General features: G+C 58.3%; 14 protein-coding genes. 13 read left to right on the forward strand and 1 reads right to left on the reverse strand.

Going from position 1 to position 18,579, the window contains the following annotated elements; genetic code table 11:
* Window positions 1–190: 190 nt before the first annotated feature.
* The 8 genes from RR842_RS05975 to RR842_RS06010 all read left to right on the forward strand — a co-directional run bounded on the left by RR842_RS05975 (window position 191) and on the right by RR842_RS06010 (window position 11,773).
* The gene (locus tag RR842_RS05975; RefSeq protein WP_332513385.1) at window positions 191–1,909 is read left to right on the forward strand and encodes a glucose-6-phosphate isomerase; all 1,719 of its coding nucleotides are present in this window, start codon (window positions 191–193) and stop codon (window positions 1,907–1,909) included.
* A 14-nt stretch (window positions 1,910–1,923) separates the two neighbouring features.
* Window positions 1,924–4,464 (forward strand): carbamoyltransferase HypF, encoded by a 2,541-nt coding sequence (locus RR842_RS05980; protein WP_332729237.1) that lies wholly within the window; start codon window positions 1,924–1,926, stop codon window positions 4,462–4,464.
* A 50-nt stretch (window positions 4,465–4,514) separates the two neighbouring features.
* Window positions 4,515–4,754 carry a HypC/HybG/HupF family hydrogenase formation chaperone gene (locus tag RR842_RS05985; protein WP_332554000.1) on the forward strand — a complete coding sequence of 80 codons (240 nt, stop codon included), beginning with the start codon at window positions 4,515–4,517 and terminating at the stop codon, window positions 4,752–4,754.
* 110 nt (window positions 4,755–4,864) lie between these two features.
* Complete coding sequence (hypD, locus tag RR842_RS05990; RefSeq protein ID WP_332729238.1) at window positions 4,865–5,965, forward strand: hydrogenase formation protein HypD; 1,101 nt, start codon at window positions 4,865–4,867, stop codon at window positions 5,963–5,965.
* A 228-nt stretch (window positions 5,966–6,193) separates the two neighbouring features.
* The gene (locus RR842_RS05995; protein WP_332522336.1) at window positions 6,194–7,555 is read left to right on the forward strand and encodes a sensor domain-containing diguanylate cyclase; all 1,362 of its coding nucleotides are present in this window, start codon (window positions 6,194–6,196) and stop codon (window positions 7,553–7,555) included.
* 337 nt (window positions 7,556–7,892) lie between these two features.
* The gene (locus RR842_RS06000; protein ID WP_332522335.1) at window positions 7,893–9,383 is read left to right on the forward strand and encodes a cytochrome ubiquinol oxidase subunit I; all 1,491 of its coding nucleotides are present in this window, start codon (window positions 7,893–7,895) and stop codon (window positions 9,381–9,383) included.
* A 2-nt stretch (window positions 9,384–9,385) separates the two neighbouring features.
* Window positions 9,386–10,423 (forward strand): cytochrome d ubiquinol oxidase subunit II, encoded by a 1,038-nt coding sequence (cydB, locus tag RR842_RS06005; RefSeq protein WP_332729240.1) that lies wholly within the window; start codon window positions 9,386–9,388, stop codon window positions 10,421–10,423.
* A gap of 312 nt (window positions 10,424–10,735) precedes the next feature.
* Window positions 10,736–11,773, forward strand: coding sequence for a DUF4190 domain-containing protein (locus RR842_RS06010; protein WP_332729241.1), 1,038 nt, complete (start codon window positions 10,736–10,738; stop codon window positions 11,771–11,773).
* A 241-nt stretch (window positions 11,774–12,014) separates the two neighbouring features.
* On the opposite strand, the gene RR842_RS06015 is transcribed toward RR842_RS06010, so the two are convergent.
* On the reverse strand, window positions 12,015–12,458 hold the full coding sequence (locus RR842_RS06015; RefSeq protein WP_332554148.1) for a GatB/YqeY domain-containing protein: 444 nt from the start codon (window positions 12,456–12,458) through the stop codon (window positions 12,015–12,017).
* Window positions 12,459–12,615: 157 nt separating this feature from the next.
* On the opposite strand from RR842_RS06015, the gene RR842_RS06020 reads away from it, so the two are divergent.
* The 5 genes from RR842_RS06020 (at window position 12,616) to RR842_RS06040 (ending at window position 18,470) form a co-directional block, all read left to right on the forward strand.
* Window positions 12,616–13,104: a PH domain-containing protein gene (locus RR842_RS06020; RefSeq protein ID WP_332512634.1), complete on the forward strand. Its 489-nt coding sequence runs from the start codon at window positions 12,616–12,618 to the stop codon at window positions 13,102–13,104.
* Window positions 13,104–15,062: a PH domain-containing protein gene (locus RR842_RS06025; protein WP_332729245.1), complete on the forward strand. Its 1,959-nt coding sequence runs from the start codon at window positions 13,104–13,106 to the stop codon at window positions 15,060–15,062. Before RR842_RS06020 ends, RR842_RS06025 begins: the two co-directional genes overlap by 1 nt.
* An 8-nt stretch (window positions 15,063–15,070) precedes the next feature.
* Window positions 15,071–15,916 carry a hemolysin III family protein gene (locus tag RR842_RS06030; protein ID WP_332512632.1) on the forward strand — a complete coding sequence of 282 codons (846 nt, stop codon included), beginning with the start codon at window positions 15,071–15,073 and terminating at the stop codon, window positions 15,914–15,916.
* A gap of 129 nt (window positions 15,917–16,045) precedes the next feature.
* Window positions 16,046–17,428: a hemolysin family protein gene (locus RR842_RS06035; RefSeq protein WP_332729243.1), complete on the forward strand. Its 1,383-nt coding sequence runs from the start codon at window positions 16,046–16,048 to the stop codon at window positions 17,426–17,428.
* Window positions 17,429–17,462: 34 nt separating this feature from the next.
* A complete protein-coding gene (locus RR842_RS06040) occupies window positions 17,463–18,470 on the forward strand; it encodes a PspC domain-containing protein (RefSeq protein ID WP_332512629.1) in 1,008 nt (335 codons plus the stop codon).
* Window positions 18,471–18,579 lie beyond the last annotated feature (109 nt).

The raw sequence follows: 18,579 nt of genomic DNA on the forward strand, positions 1-18,579 counted from the left end.
TGCTCGCGTAATATTTGATACAATATACTAATAAAGAATAAAAATCAATAACAATAAAACTGAAATTACGGGTACTTTGCCCGTCGTTCAGCGGGAGGGCATTCACATCTCCATCACAAGCGCAAACAAGGGCAAGCTTTCTCTTATGTCGTTTGCTAGAATAGAACGAATTCCGCTGAAAGAAGGTTGCATGATCTCTGGGGATATGGAAAAGCTGCATCCATCCGCAAAAACGCTCGTGAAAGAATGCATTGCGAGCCGTGTGCATGCGAAAGATGCCAGCCTGTATGATTTTTCCGAAGATGCACAGGAGTGTGCTCGTCGTTATATGGGGTGGACCGACTTGGGCAGCAATCCGCCCTATCTGCTTGGCGATATCCAGGCCTTTGCGGACTCAATCATAGCGCAAGGCCTGAAAACGGTGGTGCTTATCGGGCAGGGCGGCTCGACGCAGGCGCCGATGACGCTGACGAAGTACAACAAGCCCGACTCGTCCCTGGTCACGTTTAAGACGCTGGATTCCGATTCGCCGGTGCGTGTGCGTGCCACGTTAGCTGAGGTCAAGCCAGAATCCACCCTGTTTATCATCTCGTCGAAAAGCGGCGGTACGATCGAGCCGCGTCTGGCGCTGCAAGCGGTCCGCGATGCGTTGTCCGACGGGATGCCAGCGGAGAAGCTCGTCGAGCATTTGGTTGCCATTACCGATCCTGGTTCCGATCTCGAACGCCAAGCGCGGGAGGAAGGTTGGGCGGCCGTGTTCCCCGGCGAACCCTCGGTCGGTGGGCGTTTTTCGGCACTCACGGTGTTCGGTTTGCTGCCGGCGGCTCTCGTGGGGATCAACCTCGAGGAACTTATGGCGCATGCCGTCGAGGCCGAAAAGGCCTGCAGCGAGGATGCCATCGATAACCCGGCCATTGGGTTGGCGGCCTTCTTATATGACAATTACCTGGCAGGACGCAACAAGTTCTCGTTTCTTACACCGAAGCGCGGTCGCGTGCTGGGTCTGTGGATCGAGCAGCTGGTGGCCGAAAGCCTGGGCAAAGACGGCCAGGGTATCCTGCCGAACATCGAAATAGACTCGCTGCTGCTGACGAAGGATCCGGGTGATCGCAGCGTCATCATGTACCAAACGAAGACCGACCTGTGGGACGAGCGCCGCAACTTCGAGATGAGCTTGTCTTATATCGACCCTGCCATTCCTCGCATCAACTTCAAGATCGACTCGGTGGAGGAGTTGGCCGAGCATTTCGTGATGTGGGAATACGCCATTGCCATGTGCGGCTATCTGATGAAGGTGTGCCCGTTCGACCAGCCTGATGTGTCCGCCGCCAAAGCGGCAGTGCTGGACATCTTGCGCGAAGGCCAGCCCGCACCTGACTTCGTGCAGGATTTCACCGACGAGGTGCAGATGGGCGAGGTGGAAGTGCGCCTGTCGCCCTGTTTCAAGGATTGCACGGAAGTAAGCTCGGCTTTGCGCGCGTTGTTCGCAAGCATCCAGCCAGGCGACTACTTCGCCATCAACGCATTTTTGCCGTTCACCGGCGAGGGCCGACGCGAGGCATTGGAGATCATCCGCCACGCTGTGGCCGAAAAGCGCAGGACGGTGTCGTGCCTCGAGGTGGGGCCGCGCTATCTGCATTCCACGGGGCAGCTGCAAAAGGGCGGGCAGAACAACGGTGTGTTCCTTATTCTGTCGGCCGACGAGCTGAAGGACATCCCCTTGGTGGGCGAAGCCGCAGAGAGCCTCGGCACGCTGGCTAAGGCGCAGGCGTCGGGCGACCTGCTCACGCTTGCCGGTCGTGGCCGTCGTTGCGTGCATTTGCACTTGCCGGATAACTCTGGTGCCACGTTGCGCGGCTTGTCCAGTTTGGTCACGGGCATTCTGGAGAATCTCGAACCATCGGTTTAATTGCAGGAGCATATATGATCGAAGCACTCGATATCCAGGTAAAAGGCATTGTACAAGGGGTGGGCTTCCGCCCCTTTGTCTATCGTCTGGCGAAGAAGTACCTGATCAATGGTTGGGTTCTGAATGCCGCTGACGGTGTGTTCATCCATGCGGAAGGCGAGGGGAAGCTGCTGGACGAGTTCGTGCTCGAACTGTCCGACAACCCGCCTGCCGCCTCGCGCGTTGAGGAAGTGACCCTCAAGGAAGTTCCTCTGGAAAACTTCGACACTTTCGATATCCGCTTTTCAGATGCGGGAGCGGTGGACAAGACCACGCTGGTGTCGCCCGATCTGGCCACCTGCGACGACTGCGCGTGGGAGCTGTTCAATCCCAACGACCGCCGCTACCGCTACCCGTTCATCAATTGCACGAACTGCGGACCGCGCTTCACCATCATCGAGAAGCTGCCCTACGATCGCAAGAGCACGTCGATGAAGGACTTCCCGATGTGCGAACGCTGTGCGGCGGAATACGGCGATCCGCTCGACCGCCGTTTCCATGCACAGCCCGATGCCTGCTTTGTATGCGGGCCGCACGTAAGCTGGTGCGAGCACGAGGACGGCGATAGCGAGGCACCGTTGGGCCCGGTGACGTGGGGGCGCACGCGTGAGGAAAGCGATACCATCCTGACGCGCGCCGTAGAGCTGCTGCTGGCGGGAAAGATAGTGGCGGTGAAGGGCCTAGGGGGCTTTCACCTGGTATGCGATGCTGGGAACGCCGAGGCTCTCGCGCTGCTGCGCGCCCGCAAGCGGCGCCGTGGCAAGGCGTTCGCAGTAATGGCGAGTGATGTCGCAGCGGTACGGCGCCTGTGTGCGGTGAGCGAGGTTGAGGAGGGCGTGCTCACCTCGGCGCAGCGTCCTATCGTGCTGCTGCGCAAGCACGACGATGCGCCATTCGCCCCTGGCTTGGCTGATGAGTTGCCGGAGTTGGGCGTCATGCTTCCCTATACGCCCTTGCAGCACCTCTTGCTGCACGATTTCTCGAAGGAGCTTGCTGCTCGCTTCCCGTTAAGGACCCGAACGTTGGAAGGCGGCAAGGGTGATAGTGCGGTCGGCGAGGTCCCTCTGCTCGTTATGACCTCGGGCAACCTGCACGACGAGCCTATCGTCACCGACGATGCGGAAGCAAGCGTAAAGTTGTTTGGCGTGGCCGACGGGTTCCTCGGACACGACCGCGCTATCCGTGCGCGCTATGACGACTCGGTTGTGCGCGTCATCCGCGCCGGTAGCACGGGCGAAGCGGTACAGTTCATCCGCCGCGCGCGCGGCTATGCTCCGCTACCCCTTTCCCTACCTAAGTGGACGCCCGCCACCGACGGAGGGGGGGCGGCTGTCGGGCCCGGTGCTGACGGGACAGCTGTCGCACCCCCCTTTATCTTCGCGACCGGCCCCGAGCAGAAGAACACCTTCGCTTTGACGCGCGACGGAGAGGCGTTCGTGTCGCAGCATATCGGTGATTTGGAGAACGCGGAAACCTACGATGCGTGGCTGGCCGCGAAGGATCGCTACGAGGCGTTGTTCGAGATATGCCCGACACGGGTGGCGTGTGACCTGCATCCGGAGTATCTCACGACGAAGTGGGCCCACGACCAAGAGCTTCCGGTTGTCGAAGTACAGCATCACTTCGCGCATGTCGTCTCGGCTATGGCCGAGCATCAGCTATCCGGCCCGGTGTGCGGCATCGCCTTCGACGGTACGGGCTATGGCGCAGACGGCGCCCTGTGGGGCGGCGAAGTGCTGCTCGCCAATCTGTCTGCCTTCGAGCGCTTTGCCAATCTGGCCTACCTCCCTATGCCGGGCGGCGCGGCGGCGGTGAAGCACCCGCTGCGTATGGCTTACGGCGCCTTGTGGGCCTTCGATCTGCTGGATCATCCTGGTGCCCATAACATGCTCGCTGCACTAGGCGAACAAGCGGACATCTGCGAGCAAATGATCGATCGTGGCTTGAATACTCCCCTGACCTCCTCGGCCGGTCGCTTGTTCGATGCCGCCAGCGCGCTTCTGGGCATCTGCGTCGAACCTACCTACGAGGGTGAGCCAGCTATCTTGCTGGAAGCGGCTATAGGTGCGTTTGCAGAGCAGGATGACTACGATTCCGCAGCAGAGCGCTACGCGATCGCGGTTACGAAGAACACCGCAACTGCAGCCAGTACCGCGCAGGACACTTCGGTCGTGCTGCTGGATGCGGCAGGCACGTTCCGGGCCTTGCTCGACGACTTCGCTGCGGGTGTGCCCGTCTCGCTGGTTGCGCGGCGTTTCCATGATGCGTTCGTGCAGGCTATAGTTGATATATCGCTGCTTGTCCGTGGGGTGTACGACATCGAGACGGTCGTGCTTACCGGTGGGGTGTTCATGAACCGCTATCTGGTGGAGCATGCGCTCGCAGCGCTTGAGGTTGCTGGCTTTACGGTAGCCGTCAACCGCGATCTGCCGCCTAACGACGGCTGCATTTCGTTCGGTCAAGCTGTGGTAGCATGGGCCGCAAGCAAAGAGAACGCCGCAAACGCTGGCGTATAGGCGCTGCGAGCGCAACTTGTAGCGCCCCTATGAGAGAGAAGGCATGAACCATGTGCTTGGCCATACCCGCAAAAGTGATCGAGCTGAAAGAGAACCGCCTGGCGACCGTAGATATTCTGGGGGTGACGCGCGATATCGCCGTCGACCTTACCCCGCAGGTTGAAGTGGGCAACTTCGTACTCGTCCATGCCGGCTTCGCTATCGAAGTGGTGGACGCCGCCTATGCGCAGGAAACCATCGACCTTATCAAGCAGTTCCCCGAATTGGTGGGAGAAGAGATCCAGCAATAGCGAAAGGCCTTTTGTCTGCTTACGCGTGTTTGCCCGACTCTGGCAGATTTGCGCGTCAAGCGAGGGGAGGGCACCTGTTCGTATAGGACGCAAAGGTGAGGAAATCGAGCATGACCGAGAGCAACAACCTAGAAGCCGAGCTGGCAGCGTTCAAGGATCCTCAGTTGGCGCGGGGGCTTATCGACTCTATTGCCAAGCTGGCTCCCCAGGATGCCACCATCATGGAGGTGTGCGGAACTCACACCGTAGCCATTGCGCGCAATGGCATCCGCAATCTCATGCCCGAGGGCCTTCATCTGGCATCGGGGCCGGGGTGCCCCGTCTGCGTCACGGCCAACAAGGACATCGATACGGTTATCGCGCTTACCCGCCAGCCGAACGTGACCATTGCCACGTTCGGCGATATGACCCGCGTTCCGGGCAGCACGTCGAGCCTGCTGAAGGAGCAGGCGGCCGGTCGTTCGGTGAGCATCGTGTACTCTCCGCTCGACGCGCTGCGCCTCGCAGAAGAACAGCCCGGCCGGGAAATCGTGTTCGTGGGCGTGGGCTTTGAGACCACGACGCCGCTCGTGGCTATGGCTATCAAGCGCGCCAAAGTTGCCGGTTTGAAGAACTTCAGCGTGTTCGTGGCGCACAAGAATATGCCCGGAGCTCTGGAAGCCATCATCAACGACCCGCAGTTGAAGCTCGATGCGCTCATCCTGCCCGGCCATGTAAGCACCATCATTGGGGCGGAGCCCTATCGCTTCTTAGCCGACCGCTATGGTATCCCTGGCGTCATTACGGGCTTCGAGCCGGTGGACGTGCTGCAGGGTATCGCTATGATCATGCGCCAGTTGCACGAGGGCCGCGCCGAGATCGAGATCGCCTATGCGCGTGGCGTCATGCCCGAGGGAAATCCTGTGGCGCGTGCCGCTATCGACGAGGTGTTCGAGACTTGCCCTGCCACCTGGCGTGGTTTGGGGGAAATCCCGGGTTCGGGCTACCGCATCCGCGAAGAGTTCGCTGCCTTCGATGCCGTTCGCCGCTTTACGCCGGAAGTCGAGCCTACGCAGGAACCGAAGGGTTGCCGCTGCGGCGACATCCTGCGCGGCATTATGGCACCGAGCGAATGCCCCCTTTTCCGCACGGTATGTACTCCCGAAAACCCCGTAGGCCCTTGTATGGTATCGAGTGAGGGTAGCTGTGCCGCGTACTATCGATATTACTAACTACCACCAAACAATCCTTATTTCTTATGTGCCCAAGTCAGATTGATCGGGGCTAACAGACGCGTGGTTTATTCCCCTCTTCATCGAAGTGTCAGTATTTGCTTGTGAACCAAACGGTTTTGGACTATTGTCGGCAAAAGAAGCGAATCGGTAACGTCGTTTGAAGCTGTCTGCAATAAGTGATATTTTTATCTTGACATTACAGATGCTATGCAACGGGGGCAATACGTGGAGAAGGTGCGAGGCAAGGGGCATCGTAGGCGATTTTTGCCGTCGCCTCTTATCACGGTTGTGGCTGGGCTGGCCGTTACGGCATTACTTACAGGTATGATCGCGCATCTCGATGCCGAGTACAATAAAGAGGTAGCGTACCGTACGGCGCAGGTGTACGGTACGCGTATCGGGTCGTTGCTCGACAGCCTCTTTCATAAAACTGACGTACTAGCGTCCGTTATCATTTCCGATGAAGGGGTTCTTTCCGAAGAAACTTTCATTGATGTGGCGAAGTCTCTTATGGTTGGGGAAGGAATTCGGGCGATTCAGTATCAACCGGGTGGGACGACTCAGTACGTTTATCCCCTTGAGGGCAACGAGGTCATACTCAATGCCAATGTGTTCGACAATCCAACGCGTCGTGACGATGCTCTACTGGCGGTCGAAACCAAACAAATTGAGCTTTCGGATCCTAATGAGCTTAAACAAGGCGGCTTAGGAATGATCGCTCGCGATCCTGTCTATATGACAAACGATAGTGGGCAAGAGGAGTTCTGGGGTTTTGCTACTATTGTTCTCGATCTTCCTCAAGCGCTTGATCCTATCATGCTGCACGATTTGGAGAAAGACGGCTATCGCTACGAGCTCTCGTCAAGGTCTAACTCGGGCGATTCGGTGAGGGTTGCCTCTTCTGGACAGTTGCCAGGCGATGACTCCGTATCGTATCAAATTTCGGTTTCTAATCATGAATGGACATTAAAGCTTGCTCCCAGTTACAGTTGGGCGAGAGCGATTCCCTTGGTTGTTGTGATCACCGTAGGAATAGTTATCAGCTTGCTACTTGCTCTTGTGGCACGGTTGGTTCGAGCGCGACGACTTATATTGCATAAACTCGCTATTACCGATGAGCTGACTGGTTTGCATAATCGTCGTTGGTTCTCCCAGGAAATAACAAACTGGTGTGCCGATACGGGTACGGCATCCTTTGCGGTGTTTTTCCTCGACCTAGACGGATTCAAGACCGTGAACGATACTATGGGTCATCAATGTGGAGACGAGCTGTTGCGAAAAATTGCTGCGCGTCTTATTGACGTTTGTGACGAAGGTGACGTGCTAGCGCGTCTGGGCGGTGATGAATTCGTAGTTGCGCGCTGCGGCGTCAACCGCGAACAGGCTCAAGCCTTTGCCGAAGAGTTGGAGCAGGCTATCGCTCGACCTATTACTGCGTGCAATCGTGAGTGGACTATGCTTGTCAGTATTGGTATCGCCCTCTTTCCTGACGACGGAACCGATTACGAGGCGCTGACGCACGTGGCCGATACGGGTATGTATCGTCAAAAGCAAGCTGAGGGAGCTGTTGGTCGTACGGGGCTTTAAGTTGCCGTGGACGTGTTTTGAGTAGAGCGAGTAACCTACTGATTCCGTATAGGCACTGAGGGGGAACGTTTCTTGAAGTGATGCCAGGGTATGTTTTTCAGCTGGATCGGTATCTCCAACAGGGCGGCAACGTATTTCTGTCGCCTCTCCAGCAAGATGCCTTGTTGTTGTGGGGCTGAAAAAAACCCGAGGAAAAAATCTCTGACATGCTCCGACATTCTGCTCAGAGTTGTGGCGCTTAGCTGCAAATGGTGCTAAACTTGTATCAAATAAGCTGGAAGCTTAGGGAAACGGAGCGTCCAGCGGTAAAAGCCAAGTCGAGAAAAGGGGGTGTGCGATGGATATCTTCTCCGATGCGGTGCTGTTGTCTCGAATACAATTTGCGCTGACGGTGGCCTACCACTTTATTTTTGTGCCGCTATCTATCGGACTAGGTCTTATCCTGGCCATCAACGAAACAAAGTACTTCCGGTCGCGTACCGAGGAGAACGCAGCAGCATCGAGGTTCTGGGTGAAGATCTTCACCGCGACGTTCGTGGTCGGTGTGGCCACGGGCATCACGATGGAGTTCTCCTTCGGAACGAACTGGGCAGACTATGCCCGCTTCGTCGGTGACATCTTCGGAGCGCCTTTGGCGGCCGAAGCCCTGCTGGCATTCTTCCTTGAGTCGGTGTTTCTGGGCGTACTGTTGTTTGGCCGTAAACGCGTGTCGCCCAAGTTCTACCTGGTGTCTGCCTGGCTCGTGTTCATAGGCTCGGCCTTGAGTGCGCTCTGGATTCTCATTGCGAATTCGTGGATGCAGACGCCGGCTGGTGCCGAACTGGCTGCCGATGGCACGAAGGCGGTTCTCACCGACTTCTTTGCAGCAGCATTCAACCCGTCGCTGTACCCACGTTACACTCATTCGGTGGATGCCGTGCTTATCATGGGTTCGTTCGCGGCTATGGCCGTGGCCGCCTGGTACCTGCTGAAGGGCAAGCACACGAAGTTCGCCATGAAGACGATGAAGATCGGGGCGGTGGCAGGCATTATCACCAGCTGCTTGATGATCGTGTTCGCGCATGCGTCGGCCGTGGTCGTTGCCGAGGAGCAGCCCACGAAGCTGGCCATGATGGAGGGCATGTACGAGACAGAGGTTCCGCCACTGTACGCCTTCGGCTGGGTGGATGAGGAAAGCCAGAAGGTTATCACGCCGTTCTCTATTCCCGGTGGCACCAGCTTCTTGGCTACCGGCACGTGGGATACCGAGTACCTGGGCTTAAACCAGCTTTCCGAGACCGAGAAGTACGGCGATCTTGATCCGGCAACGGCGCCGGTGAACGCCGTGTTCCAGAACTACCATATTATGGTGATGATGTACGGCCTGATCATGGTAACCGTTATCTTGGCACTGGTGTTCACTTTGCGGGGTGGCAAGATCAAGAACATGAAGTGGTTGCAACGCCTTGTGCTCATCTCGCCGGTCTTCCCATTCATAGCCATTCAGACCGGATGGTTTACCGCCGAGCTGGGGCGCCAGCCGTGGGTGGTGTATCCGTCTACCTCGGGGCCGGAGGGTGTCAGCTTGCTGACGAACGCCGCCTCTTCCCAGTCGGTGACCGTGCCCGAGCTGGTTATAACCATCGTATTGTTCGTGGTAGTGTATGTGTTCCTGTTCGCGGCGTGGGTGCGCATTATCGGACGCTTCATCAAGCAGGGTCCGGTCGTGGAGTCCGAGAAGGCTATCCCGGTAGATTCCGGCGCTGCGGCTGCTGTGGCTGCGGGGAACGCTGTGGACACGGCACCCGAGAAGGCGCGAGCATCCGCTGACCTGAAGGACGGTGAGTAGCCATGGAGATGACGCTTCTTTCGGTGGTGTGGTTCTTCTTGATCTTCGTGCTTATCGCCGGGTATTTCATCTTGGACGGTTTCGACTTGGGTGCAGGTGTGCTGTATCCGTTCCTTGCCAAGAACGACCATGACAAGTCGGTCGTGCGTCGCAGCATCGGCCCGGTGTGGGATGGTAACGAAGTGTGGCTGCTTACGGCCGGTGGCGCGCTGTTCGCGGCGTTTGCTCCCGCGTACGCTACGACGTTCTCGGGGTTCTACCTGGCTATCATGCTGGTGCTGTTCGGCTTGATCGTCCGCGCCGTGTCGGTGGAGTTTCGCGGGCACGACCCCCAATGGGGCAAGATATGGGACGGCTGCTTCTTTGTAGGCTCGCTGCTCCCGGCTTTGCTTTTTGGTGTCGCCGTAGGCAACATCTACGCGGGCATTCCCATGGATGCGGCGGGGAACTATAGCGGTGTGCCCCTGCTGGGCCTCATCACGCCCTTCACGTTGCTGTGCGGTTTGCTGGGCCTGGCCATGTTCATGGCGGCAGGTGCTTCGTGGCTGGCGCTGAAGGCTCCGAAGCCCTCTGATATGCAGGCGAAAGCGGCGCGTCTGCGCCTGCCGCTGCTGATCATCGCGCTGGTGCTATTCTTCGCGGTGTCGGTGTACGGCCACTTCATCATCCAGCCGGACATGGCGCCTGTGCTGGAGATCGCTCGCTGGATCTTCGCCGTCCTGTTCGTTGCCGGCATCGTCGTCTCTCTGGTGTTGGCCAAGAAAAAGGATTGCGACCTGGGGGCTTTCCTCGGCCAATCGGTTTCGGCAGGCTGCCTTGTATTCCTGTTGGCGGCATCGATGTTCCCGAATTTGGTCGTGGCATCGGCGGACAGCATCGGTCCGAGCATCACGCTGATGAGCGCTGCGTCTTCCGAGCTGGCACTCGGGTGGATGCTGGGCATCACCTGCGTCGGCCTGCCGCTGGTGCTGGTCTACCATGTGATCCTCTACCGCACGTTCCGCGGTCGCGTGAAGGACGACGACCTGTCGCATTACTAGGCTTTTCTACGACGAAAAGCACAAGGGGTGAGATTGGGCGCTTCCTGAATTGAATGGTCTTTCAGAACTACGAGCGTCGGCAGCGTTGATTGCCGACGCTCGTATTGTGTGCTGTCAGGAAGTCTACAAGGTTTTCAAGGCGTGCCGTTTACGTTCACCTGGAAAGCTTTTGGTTGTTTGTGCTGGTCTGTTAGTTAGGTTATCAAACAAAAAGGGATGTTCCGCTTTATATGATAATGAGGGTCTAGTATACTGTTGATAAATTGCTACTTGATTTATGAGAATTAGGTGCTAAAGAAGGAGATCGTCGTCATGTCCGGGAACATCAACGAAGTATCAGCCGGCCCGGAGGGTTCGCCGCAACCTCAGCAGCCCCACGATGCGGATGCCCAGCCTCCTGCGCCTGCGGTTCCGCAGCAGGCCGCCCAGCCGTATCAGGCTCAGTCTCCGTATGCTCGGCAGCCTGTCGTTCCCGGGCAACCAAATCCCTACGGTCGGCTCGTACCGGGGTACTATCCGCAGCCTGCGGCCCCGAGCGGAAAAGCAACGGCCGCACTGGTATGCGGTATCCTGGCAATCCTCTTCTCGGCGTCCCTTCTGCCGGGTATTATCTTGGGCATTGTGGCTATTGTGCTCGCATCCAAGGCTGTCAAGGAGTCCGGCAAGAACGGCAAGACCACGGGTGGTAAGGTCTGCGGTATTGTCGGCATAGTATTCTCGGTGCTCGCGTTTCTCATGTATCTCATGATCGGCTTTGGCGCCATCATGTATGCAGCTTCCAACGCCGATTCGATTTCGAGTTCGTACCTCGATACGCCCCGCAGCAGTGCGCCGATGACTTCCGAAGGCGACCAAAAAGCCGAGCCGGCCGTTCAAGCCGAGCTCGACAAGTTGAAGAACAAGGACACCGCCGTGGTTCAGGCGCTGGCAGAAAAACTCGACAAAGGGTTTAAAGATTCCAGTAATTACAGCCTGACCGAACTCGGTGTCGACCCGGCTTCGTTTGCCCAGTGGATGCTCGCCGACTTCACCTACCAGCTTGATGGCGTATACACCTATGACGACGGCACCGGTTCTGCTTATGCCGATGTCACCGTGCGCGACCCTTATGCGCTCGCAACGGCGTTCATGGAAGAAGCGCAGGCGTTCGTCGACTCCCCGGAGGCATCGACGTTGGACGAGGCAGCCATGAAGGTCAAGCTTGGTGAGCTGTATCAAGCGGCTATGAACAAGTCCACTGCTATGACGGATAACTACGTCAGCTTCGACCTTGTCCAGAAAGACGGCGCATGGGCGGTTGACCAGGATTCATGGGCAAGCGAAGTCGACTACCTGTTCGGCATCTACTAAGCGGGCGGCTGCGAACTATACGTTGCGGAAATGCAGAAAGGCGAGCCAGACGGTTCGCCTTTCTGCATGAGGGAGGGATGGCACCTTGCGCAAGGCCCTCGGCGTCGAACACGAACCAGGCTGTGGAAGGCATGGGCAGGTGTGGGCAATCGCCAAGAAATGTTCGACCTGCTGCTGCAAAGTGCCGACGCTGAGGAGGACTGAGGGCGTACAGAACAAGGCGCTGCATCGGCGTCGTCCGTTATGCGAGGCGTTGTCCTAACTCCTTCGCGGCGGTAGCCTTGTCGAAGTTGCCACCCGTTTTCTGGGTGAGCGCGCCCATGACGCGACCCATGTCCTTCTTGGTGGACGCGCCTGTTTCGGCCAGGACCTCTCCGATAAGGGCGATCAGGTCGTCGCCGGAAACCTGCTTAGGCAAGTATTCTTCCAAGATGGCCACCTGCTCGCACAGCGTATCGGTGCGCGCTTGGTCGTTTCCAGCCTTGATCGAGCCATCGAGCGTTTCCCTCGTTTGCTTGATCAAGCGCTTCAACATAGTGTCCACATCGGCGTCGCTAATGTCGCGTCGCTCGTTCACCTCGATGTTCTTGATCTCGCCATGTACCTGTCGCAGGATGGACAGCCGCGGCTTGTCCTGGGCCTTCATGGCTGCTTTGATTGCATCTTTCAGTTCGTCATACGTCATAGGGTGCCTCTCATCTGGATGTGCCGACGATGTTGTTCGCTCCAGTATAGCGCATCGCCTTTTGCGGAATCGCTTTTCTACGGTTGCGGTAGAGGCGGGCGGTCGTTTGGCGTTCTGCTATTATGAGAAGGTGCGTACTCCGACCCGAAGGAAGCTCATGAAAGACCTGCCTGCCAACCAGTTGAATCCAAAGATCACGCGCGTATGGCGTATCAACGATGCCATTTGGCTTACCATCGCGTTTCTGTGCGTGTTCATCCCCTTCGCCATCGCAGCTGCGGTCGAGCCGGCGGGATGGATTTTCATTACGCTGGGAGCTACCGCTCTTGTGTACGTTGTCTGCATGGTCCTCTGGCTGGTGGTGCTGCCGCCTATCCGCTTTGTGCGCTGGCGCTACGAGCTGTCGGATAATTATCTGGATATCGCACGGGGCATTGTTTGGCGCAAGCGCTTCGTCATCCCGTTCATTCGCGTGCAAAACACCGATACGCGCCAAGGACCCATTTTGCGTGCGTTTGGTTTGGCCAGCGTGACAATCTCCACGGCAGCGGGCGAGCATGAGATTCCGGGCCTCGATGCCGAAACGGCCGATCAGCTGCGCGACAAGGCGGCCGAGCTTGCTCGTCTGGCGCAGGAGGACGTGTGATGGCCGATCAGCAGCCAGCATCGCAAGACACGATGGCCCCGCAAGCCCCTCAACCGCAGCTGGCATACTCTCAGGTTCCCGACTACCCGGCGCAATCGAATGCTCCGCAGCCTGGTCAGCCCTCGCCGATGCAGCCATCCGCCGCTCTTGCCGAGCCTGCTCGCCATCACGTGCATCACAGCTATATCTGGCTGGGCAGCATCCAGGCTGCTTTCGCTATTTTCGTCGTAGTGCTTATTTCCAGCGTCTCGAGTATTGCCGGTGCCCTGGCTAAAGGGGAAAGCGTTGGTGCCCCCGGGATCCCCGTTTTGCTCATCGTCGGTATTTGCATCATCGTCGGATTCGTGCTTATCGTAGGCATCGTGGCGTTGTTCCAGTGGCTTTCGTATAAGCATCTGTATTACGAGCTGGGCGATGCCGAGTTCAACCTGCATTCGGGTATCTTCAATAAAAAGCGCGTCCATGTGCCCTATCAGCGCATTCAGTCGGTCGACCAGCGCTCCACGCTCCTTCAGCGCATCTTCGGCGTGTGCACGGTTAGCATCGACACGGCAGGCGGTTCTGCCAACAAAGCCGTCATGGTGCCTTACGTGCAGAAGACCCAGGCCGAGCAGCTGCGTGCCGAGTTGTTCGCACGCAAGCAGTTTGCTGCGGCCGTGCAGGGCGGCGTTGTTCCCGTAGGGGTCGCCGCCGTGGTTGCCGCAACCGGCGACGTGGCAACACCGCCAGTCGGCTTCCCGCTCGACGGGGCTGTCGTTTCTGCTGCTGCAGATCGGCCCCATAACGTGTTGGACGCTCCGGCCGAGATATGGACCGACGTGCGGGGCGTGTTCGGCGGCATGGCCGTGGACACCGGCAAGATAACCTATGAGTACGGCATGTCTAACAAGGAGCTGGCGCTTACAGGGCTTTCGAACAATACGGCGTTCGTCCTTGTCATCGTAGGCATTCTCGGTGCTGTCGCCCAATTTGTCGGCGAGATAGCCCCGGTGGTGGCCGGACGGATCGATCCCTTGGTCGGTCGGGTCGTAGGTCTGAGCGCCCAGCTTTTCAGCGGCAACCTCATTGCGGCTGGTGCTGCGGTGGCGGTGGCGGCTATTGCGGTGATCTGGGTTTTTTCTATCATTGGGACGTGTATCTCGTTCGGCGGCTTCCGTGCCTGTCGGCGCGACAACCGCATCGAAGTGGAGCATGGCTTGTTGCAGCATCGTTTTCAGGGCGTCGACATCGACCGCGTGCAGTCCGTCGTAGTGAAGCAGAGTTTCATCCGCCGTCTGTTCGGTTACTGCGAACTGTCGCTTGGGAAGATCGATGCTGCGTCAGAAGACCAGCAGGACCAGCAGAAAAGCCTGAACCAACAAGGTGTCATCATCCATCCCTTTGTGAAGATGAGTCGGGTGCCCGAGATCCTTGCAGGTCTCGTGCCCGAGTTTGCCGACGTTCCGGTCGAGAACACGCCTGTTGCGCCGGTCGCGTTGCGTCGTGCGCTTATCCGTCGCGGCATCATCCAGGGCGACGGCTTCTGGCTTGCCGTCGTTTTAGGCATTGCTCAGCTGTGCACGAATGCGTTTGCTCCTGCCACGCCCGACGGAGCAACGGTTCTGTTCTATATGAACACCGGTGCCACCATCGGCTATGCACTTTGTGTGGTGCTGCTGGTGCTGAACCTGGTGGGAGCGGTGCTGTGGTTCCGCGGTTCCGGTTTTGCGTACAACCAGCGGTTCATGCAGGTGAGTAATGGTGGATTCTCGCGCGAATCGGTCAGCTTCCCGCGCAAGAAAATTCAGTTCGGTTACACCAAGACGAACCCCTTCCAGCGCAACGCAAAAACAGCTACGGTAAATGCACGCACGGCCGCAGGCGTTGGGGGCACCACGATTCGCCTGATCGACGTGTGTGAAGAAGATGCTCGCGCATGGCTGGACTGGCTCAAGCCTCATGGAAGTATGGTACAGTAAGGCTCATTATGAAGACACCTGCAACAACAAACGCATCGGACGGCCGAAGTGCCACCTCGCCTGAGGTTGCGCTTCCCGAAGACGAGGCTGGGCCGGTTTCGGCACCACGTCGTGCAATCGAGTGGACGCCTTCGCAGTTCAAGCCACGTGACTTCGCTGTGGCGCACGAACACCGCAACGAAGTGGCCAGCACCTCGGCCAGCGCTACGAACAAACAGCACAATGTCCGAGAGTACACGCTGGGCGAGGAGATTGCCAACTCGGTGACGCATGGTATCGGGGCGTTGCTTGCCATTGCGGCTATTCCCCTTTTGGTGGTGCGCGCTTTAGACGATGGCGGCGGCATCTATCTGTTCGCTGCTTTGGTGTACTCGCTCACCATGCTGCTGGAATATACCATGTCGACGCTGTATCATGCCATCGCTGTCGATAAGGCGAAGCGCGTCTTTAAGATTCTCGACCACAGTTGTATCTACTTGTTCATCGCGGGCTCGTATACTTCGTTTTGCCTGATTACTTTGGGCGATGTCGGCGGTGTTTGGCTTTGTGCTTTCGTATGGGCCGTAGCGCTTGCTGGGGTTGCCTGCGAGGCGTTTTGGGTGTTTCGCCCGCGCTGGATATCGGCGGCGCTGTACTTGCTGCTGGGCTGGAGCGTTGTGTGGTTCCTGCCGCAGCTTGTCGCGCTGATGCCAGCGCCTGGTTTGTGGCTGTTGCTTATTGGAGGCGTCTGCTACTCCCTCGGCTGCATCTTCTATGTGCTGAAGAAGATTCCCTATATGCATTCGATTTTCCACTTGTGGGTTCTGGCTGGGAGCGCGTGCCAGTTCTTTGCCATTGCTCTTTTCGTTATGTAGGTGGTGCGTGCGCGAGCGCGCGGGCATGACAGCCCCACGGTTCCTAAGGCACAGGGCGTTCGCTCCGTGCCTGCGAGGCAGCAAGGCGGCCTCGTGACCACCGTATACGAAGGAGTGAGTTGCCGCACCATGGACATTTGGATAAGCATCGTCGTTACATTCGTGCTCGTTTTAGTGAACGGCTACTTCAGCATGTCGGAGATGGCGTTGGTAAACGCCCGGCAAGTGCTGCTGCAGAAGGAGGCCGACGACGGCGACAAGAAGGCCCGCCGCGCTCTTGAGCTGGCGGGAGATTCGGGCCACTTCCTAGCGACCATTCAGGTGGCCATCACGCTGGTAGGCTTCTTTGCCTCGGCGGCGGCTGCCACGAACCTGTCCGGGCCGCTGGCGCAATGGCTGTCCGGTTTCGGTATCGAATGGCTGTCGGTCATAGCTTCAGGTCTTGCTCCGATCGTAATCACGCTGGCGGTGTCCTACTTGAGCATCGTCGTGGGCGAGTTGGTGCCCAAGCGCATGGCGCTGTCCGATGCCGAGCGCATCAGCAAGGCCGTGGCTGGCCCGCTGGGCGTGTTCCAAAAGATCGCGCGTCCTCTGGTGGCTCTGACCTCCGCCTCGGCAAACGGCCTGTCACGCCTTTTGGGCATCAGGGGTGCCGACGAACGGCAAAGCCTGTCCGAAGAGGAGATCATGTACATGGTCACCGACAACGATGAGCTGCTTCCCGACGAGAAGCGCATGATCCGCGATATTTTGGACTTGGGCGATATGACCGTACGCGAGATCATGCAGCCGCGCGTGGACATGATCTTCGTCGAAGATACCGATACCGTGCGCCAGGCTGTTGACCGCATGCGCGGCACGGGCTATTCGCGTCTGCCGGTCTTCCATGAGGACATCGACCGCATTGTGGGCATCGTGCATATCAAGGACCTGGTGGGCCCCTTGGTGGATGGCAAAGGCGACGATCAGGTGGGACCCTATGCCTACGAGGCGATGTTCGTGCCCGAGAGCAAGGACGCGTTCCCTCTGCTGTCGGAAATGCAAACGAATAGGCAACAGATAGCCATCGTCGTAGACGAGTACGGCGGCACCGATGGTTTAATTACGGTAGAAGATATCGTAGAGGAAATCGTCGGCGAGATCGCGGATGAGACGGACGCGGAAGCCAAGCACCTCACTGCCGTGTCTGACGACGAGTGGATCGTTGACGGAAGGTTTCCCGTAGAAGACGCCTTGCAGATGGGGTGGCCGGTCACCGAGTCGGACGACTACGAGACCATTGCCGGTTGGCTTTTGGGCACGCTGGATGAGGTGCCGCAGGTGGGGGACGAGCTGGTGTTCGACGGCTATCGGTTCAAGATTCAGGCTATGAGGCGTCGTCGCATCTCCAGCATTCGCGTGAGCCGCCTCGACAACCTCGGTCAGGCTCCGACGGCGGAGGCGGACCGAAACGGCAAAGCTGAAAGCTCGACGGAAGCTGCCGACAAGGGCGCTCAGCCCGATCGTGCATAACGCTTGTCTTCGATAGTTTAGCCAGGAGGCAGTGTTGAATACCGAGAAGCGGCTCTATCGTTCGCGTCACGCGCTCGTCGGAGGCGTGTGCGGCGGCATGGCCGATTATTTCAACACCGACCCGCTGGTCGTGCGTATTCTGGTCGTGGCGCTTTCCGTGCTGTCGGCCGGGTTGTTCGCGGTTGCCTATGTGGCGCTTTGGGTCGTGCTGCCGCAAGAGCCGGAATGCGATCGCCCGCTCGATGTAGAGCCGCAATCCGCTTGCTCTGATACCTATGGGCGCATGAATCACGAAGACGTGCGAGGCAAGGCTGATGGAGCGTCTTGCTCTCCCTATGGCGCCGCCCCTCGTTCCCCGCATGAGCCATATGTCGGCTCAGGGCACGTGCCTCCCGAGCCGCCTGCTGCTGCGGCTTGGGCTTACCAGGTAAAAAGAGACGTGCCGCCAACGTACATGCCGCCAACGTACGCGTCGCCGCAGCAGCCGCCAGTCGCTCCGGCGGCTGCACCTGTAGCAGCTCCGCAAGCTCCAGAAGCTCCTCGGCACCGGTCGGGTGGCGTGAGGGCTGCTATTATCGTGGGCGCCTTGTTGCTGTTCTTTGGGGTGGCAGCGCTGCTGCGCGATTCCGTCGAGGGCGTTTCATGGTGGCAGTTCTGGCCGCTTGTCTTGGTTATCGTGGGTATGGTGGACCTGGTAGTACCCGCCGAGTCGGGTCATCGTATGGAGCGGTTCGTGAACGGGCTCATGCTGTTCTGCCTAGGGGGCACGCTTCTCTTTATGAGCTTGGACATCGTAAGCTGGTCCACCATCCGGGTGATGCTCGAGAACTTGTGGCCGCTGCTGCTTATGATGGTAGGGCTCTTCGTTATTGGATCGGCGCTGCGCTCGTGGTGGTGGACCTTGGCTGCAGGCCTGTGCTTTGTGGCGTTCTGCGTTGCAGGCCTTGGCTGGTATGCTGTTCCCGGGTCAACCGAGGCGCTTGTCCTGACGTTTCCGCCTGGTCGCGAATACGTGCTTCCGCTTGCCATACATCTGATATAGACCATCGGGGACCCTGTCGGGGCGCTTGGGCGTCCGATGGAGCTCGAACATCCTACGCGCTGTTGCTCCATTCGTGAATCGGTCTCTTGGGAAGCATGCACAACCACCT

It is taken from the genome of Gordonibacter sp., assembly GCF_036667095.1.
In the GTDB taxonomy this organism is placed as follows: Bacteria; Actinomycetota; Coriobacteriia; order Coriobacteriales; family Eggerthellaceae; genus Gordonibacter.

Bases quoted from the DNA above. Each gene is read 5' to 3' on its own strand.
- RR842_RS05975 (WP_332513385.1), top strand. From the start codon at position 191: ATGATCTCTGGGGATATGGAAAAGCTGCATCCATCCGCAAAAACGCTC.
- RR842_RS05980 (WP_332729237.1), top strand. From the start codon at position 1,924: ATGATCGAAGCACTCGATATCCAGGTAAAAGGCATTGTACAAGGGGTG.
- RR842_RS05985 (WP_332554000.1), top strand. From the start codon at position 4,515: ATGTGCTTGGCCATACCCGCAAAAGTGATCGAGCTGAAAGAGAACCGC.
- hypD (WP_332729238.1), top strand. From the start codon at position 4,865: ATGACCGAGAGCAACAACCTAGAAGCCGAGCTGGCAGCGTTCAAGGAT.
- RR842_RS06000 (WP_332522335.1), top strand. From the start codon at position 7,893: ATGGATATCTTCTCCGATGCGGTGCTGTTGTCTCGAATACAATTTGCG.
- cydB (WP_332729240.1), top strand. From the start codon at position 9,386: ATGGAGATGACGCTTCTTTCGGTGGTGTGGTTCTTCTTGATCTTCGTG.
- RR842_RS06010 (WP_332729241.1), top strand. From the start codon at position 10,736: ATGTCCGGGAACATCAACGAAGTATCAGCCGGCCCGGAGGGTTCGCCG.
- RR842_RS06015 (WP_332554148.1), bottom strand. From the start codon at position 12,458: ATGACGTATGACGAACTGAAAGATGCAATCAAAGCAGCCATGAAGGCC.
- RR842_RS06020 (WP_332512634.1), top strand. From the start codon at position 12,616: ATGAAAGACCTGCCTGCCAACCAGTTGAATCCAAAGATCACGCGCGTA.
- RR842_RS06025 (WP_332729245.1), top strand. From the start codon at position 13,104: ATGGCCGATCAGCAGCCAGCATCGCAAGACACGATGGCCCCGCAAGCC.
- RR842_RS06030 (WP_332512632.1), top strand. From the start codon at position 15,071: ATGAAGACACCTGCAACAACAAACGCATCGGACGGCCGAAGTGCCACC.
- RR842_RS06035 (WP_332729243.1), top strand. From the start codon at position 16,046: ATGGACATTTGGATAAGCATCGTCGTTACATTCGTGCTCGTTTTAGTG.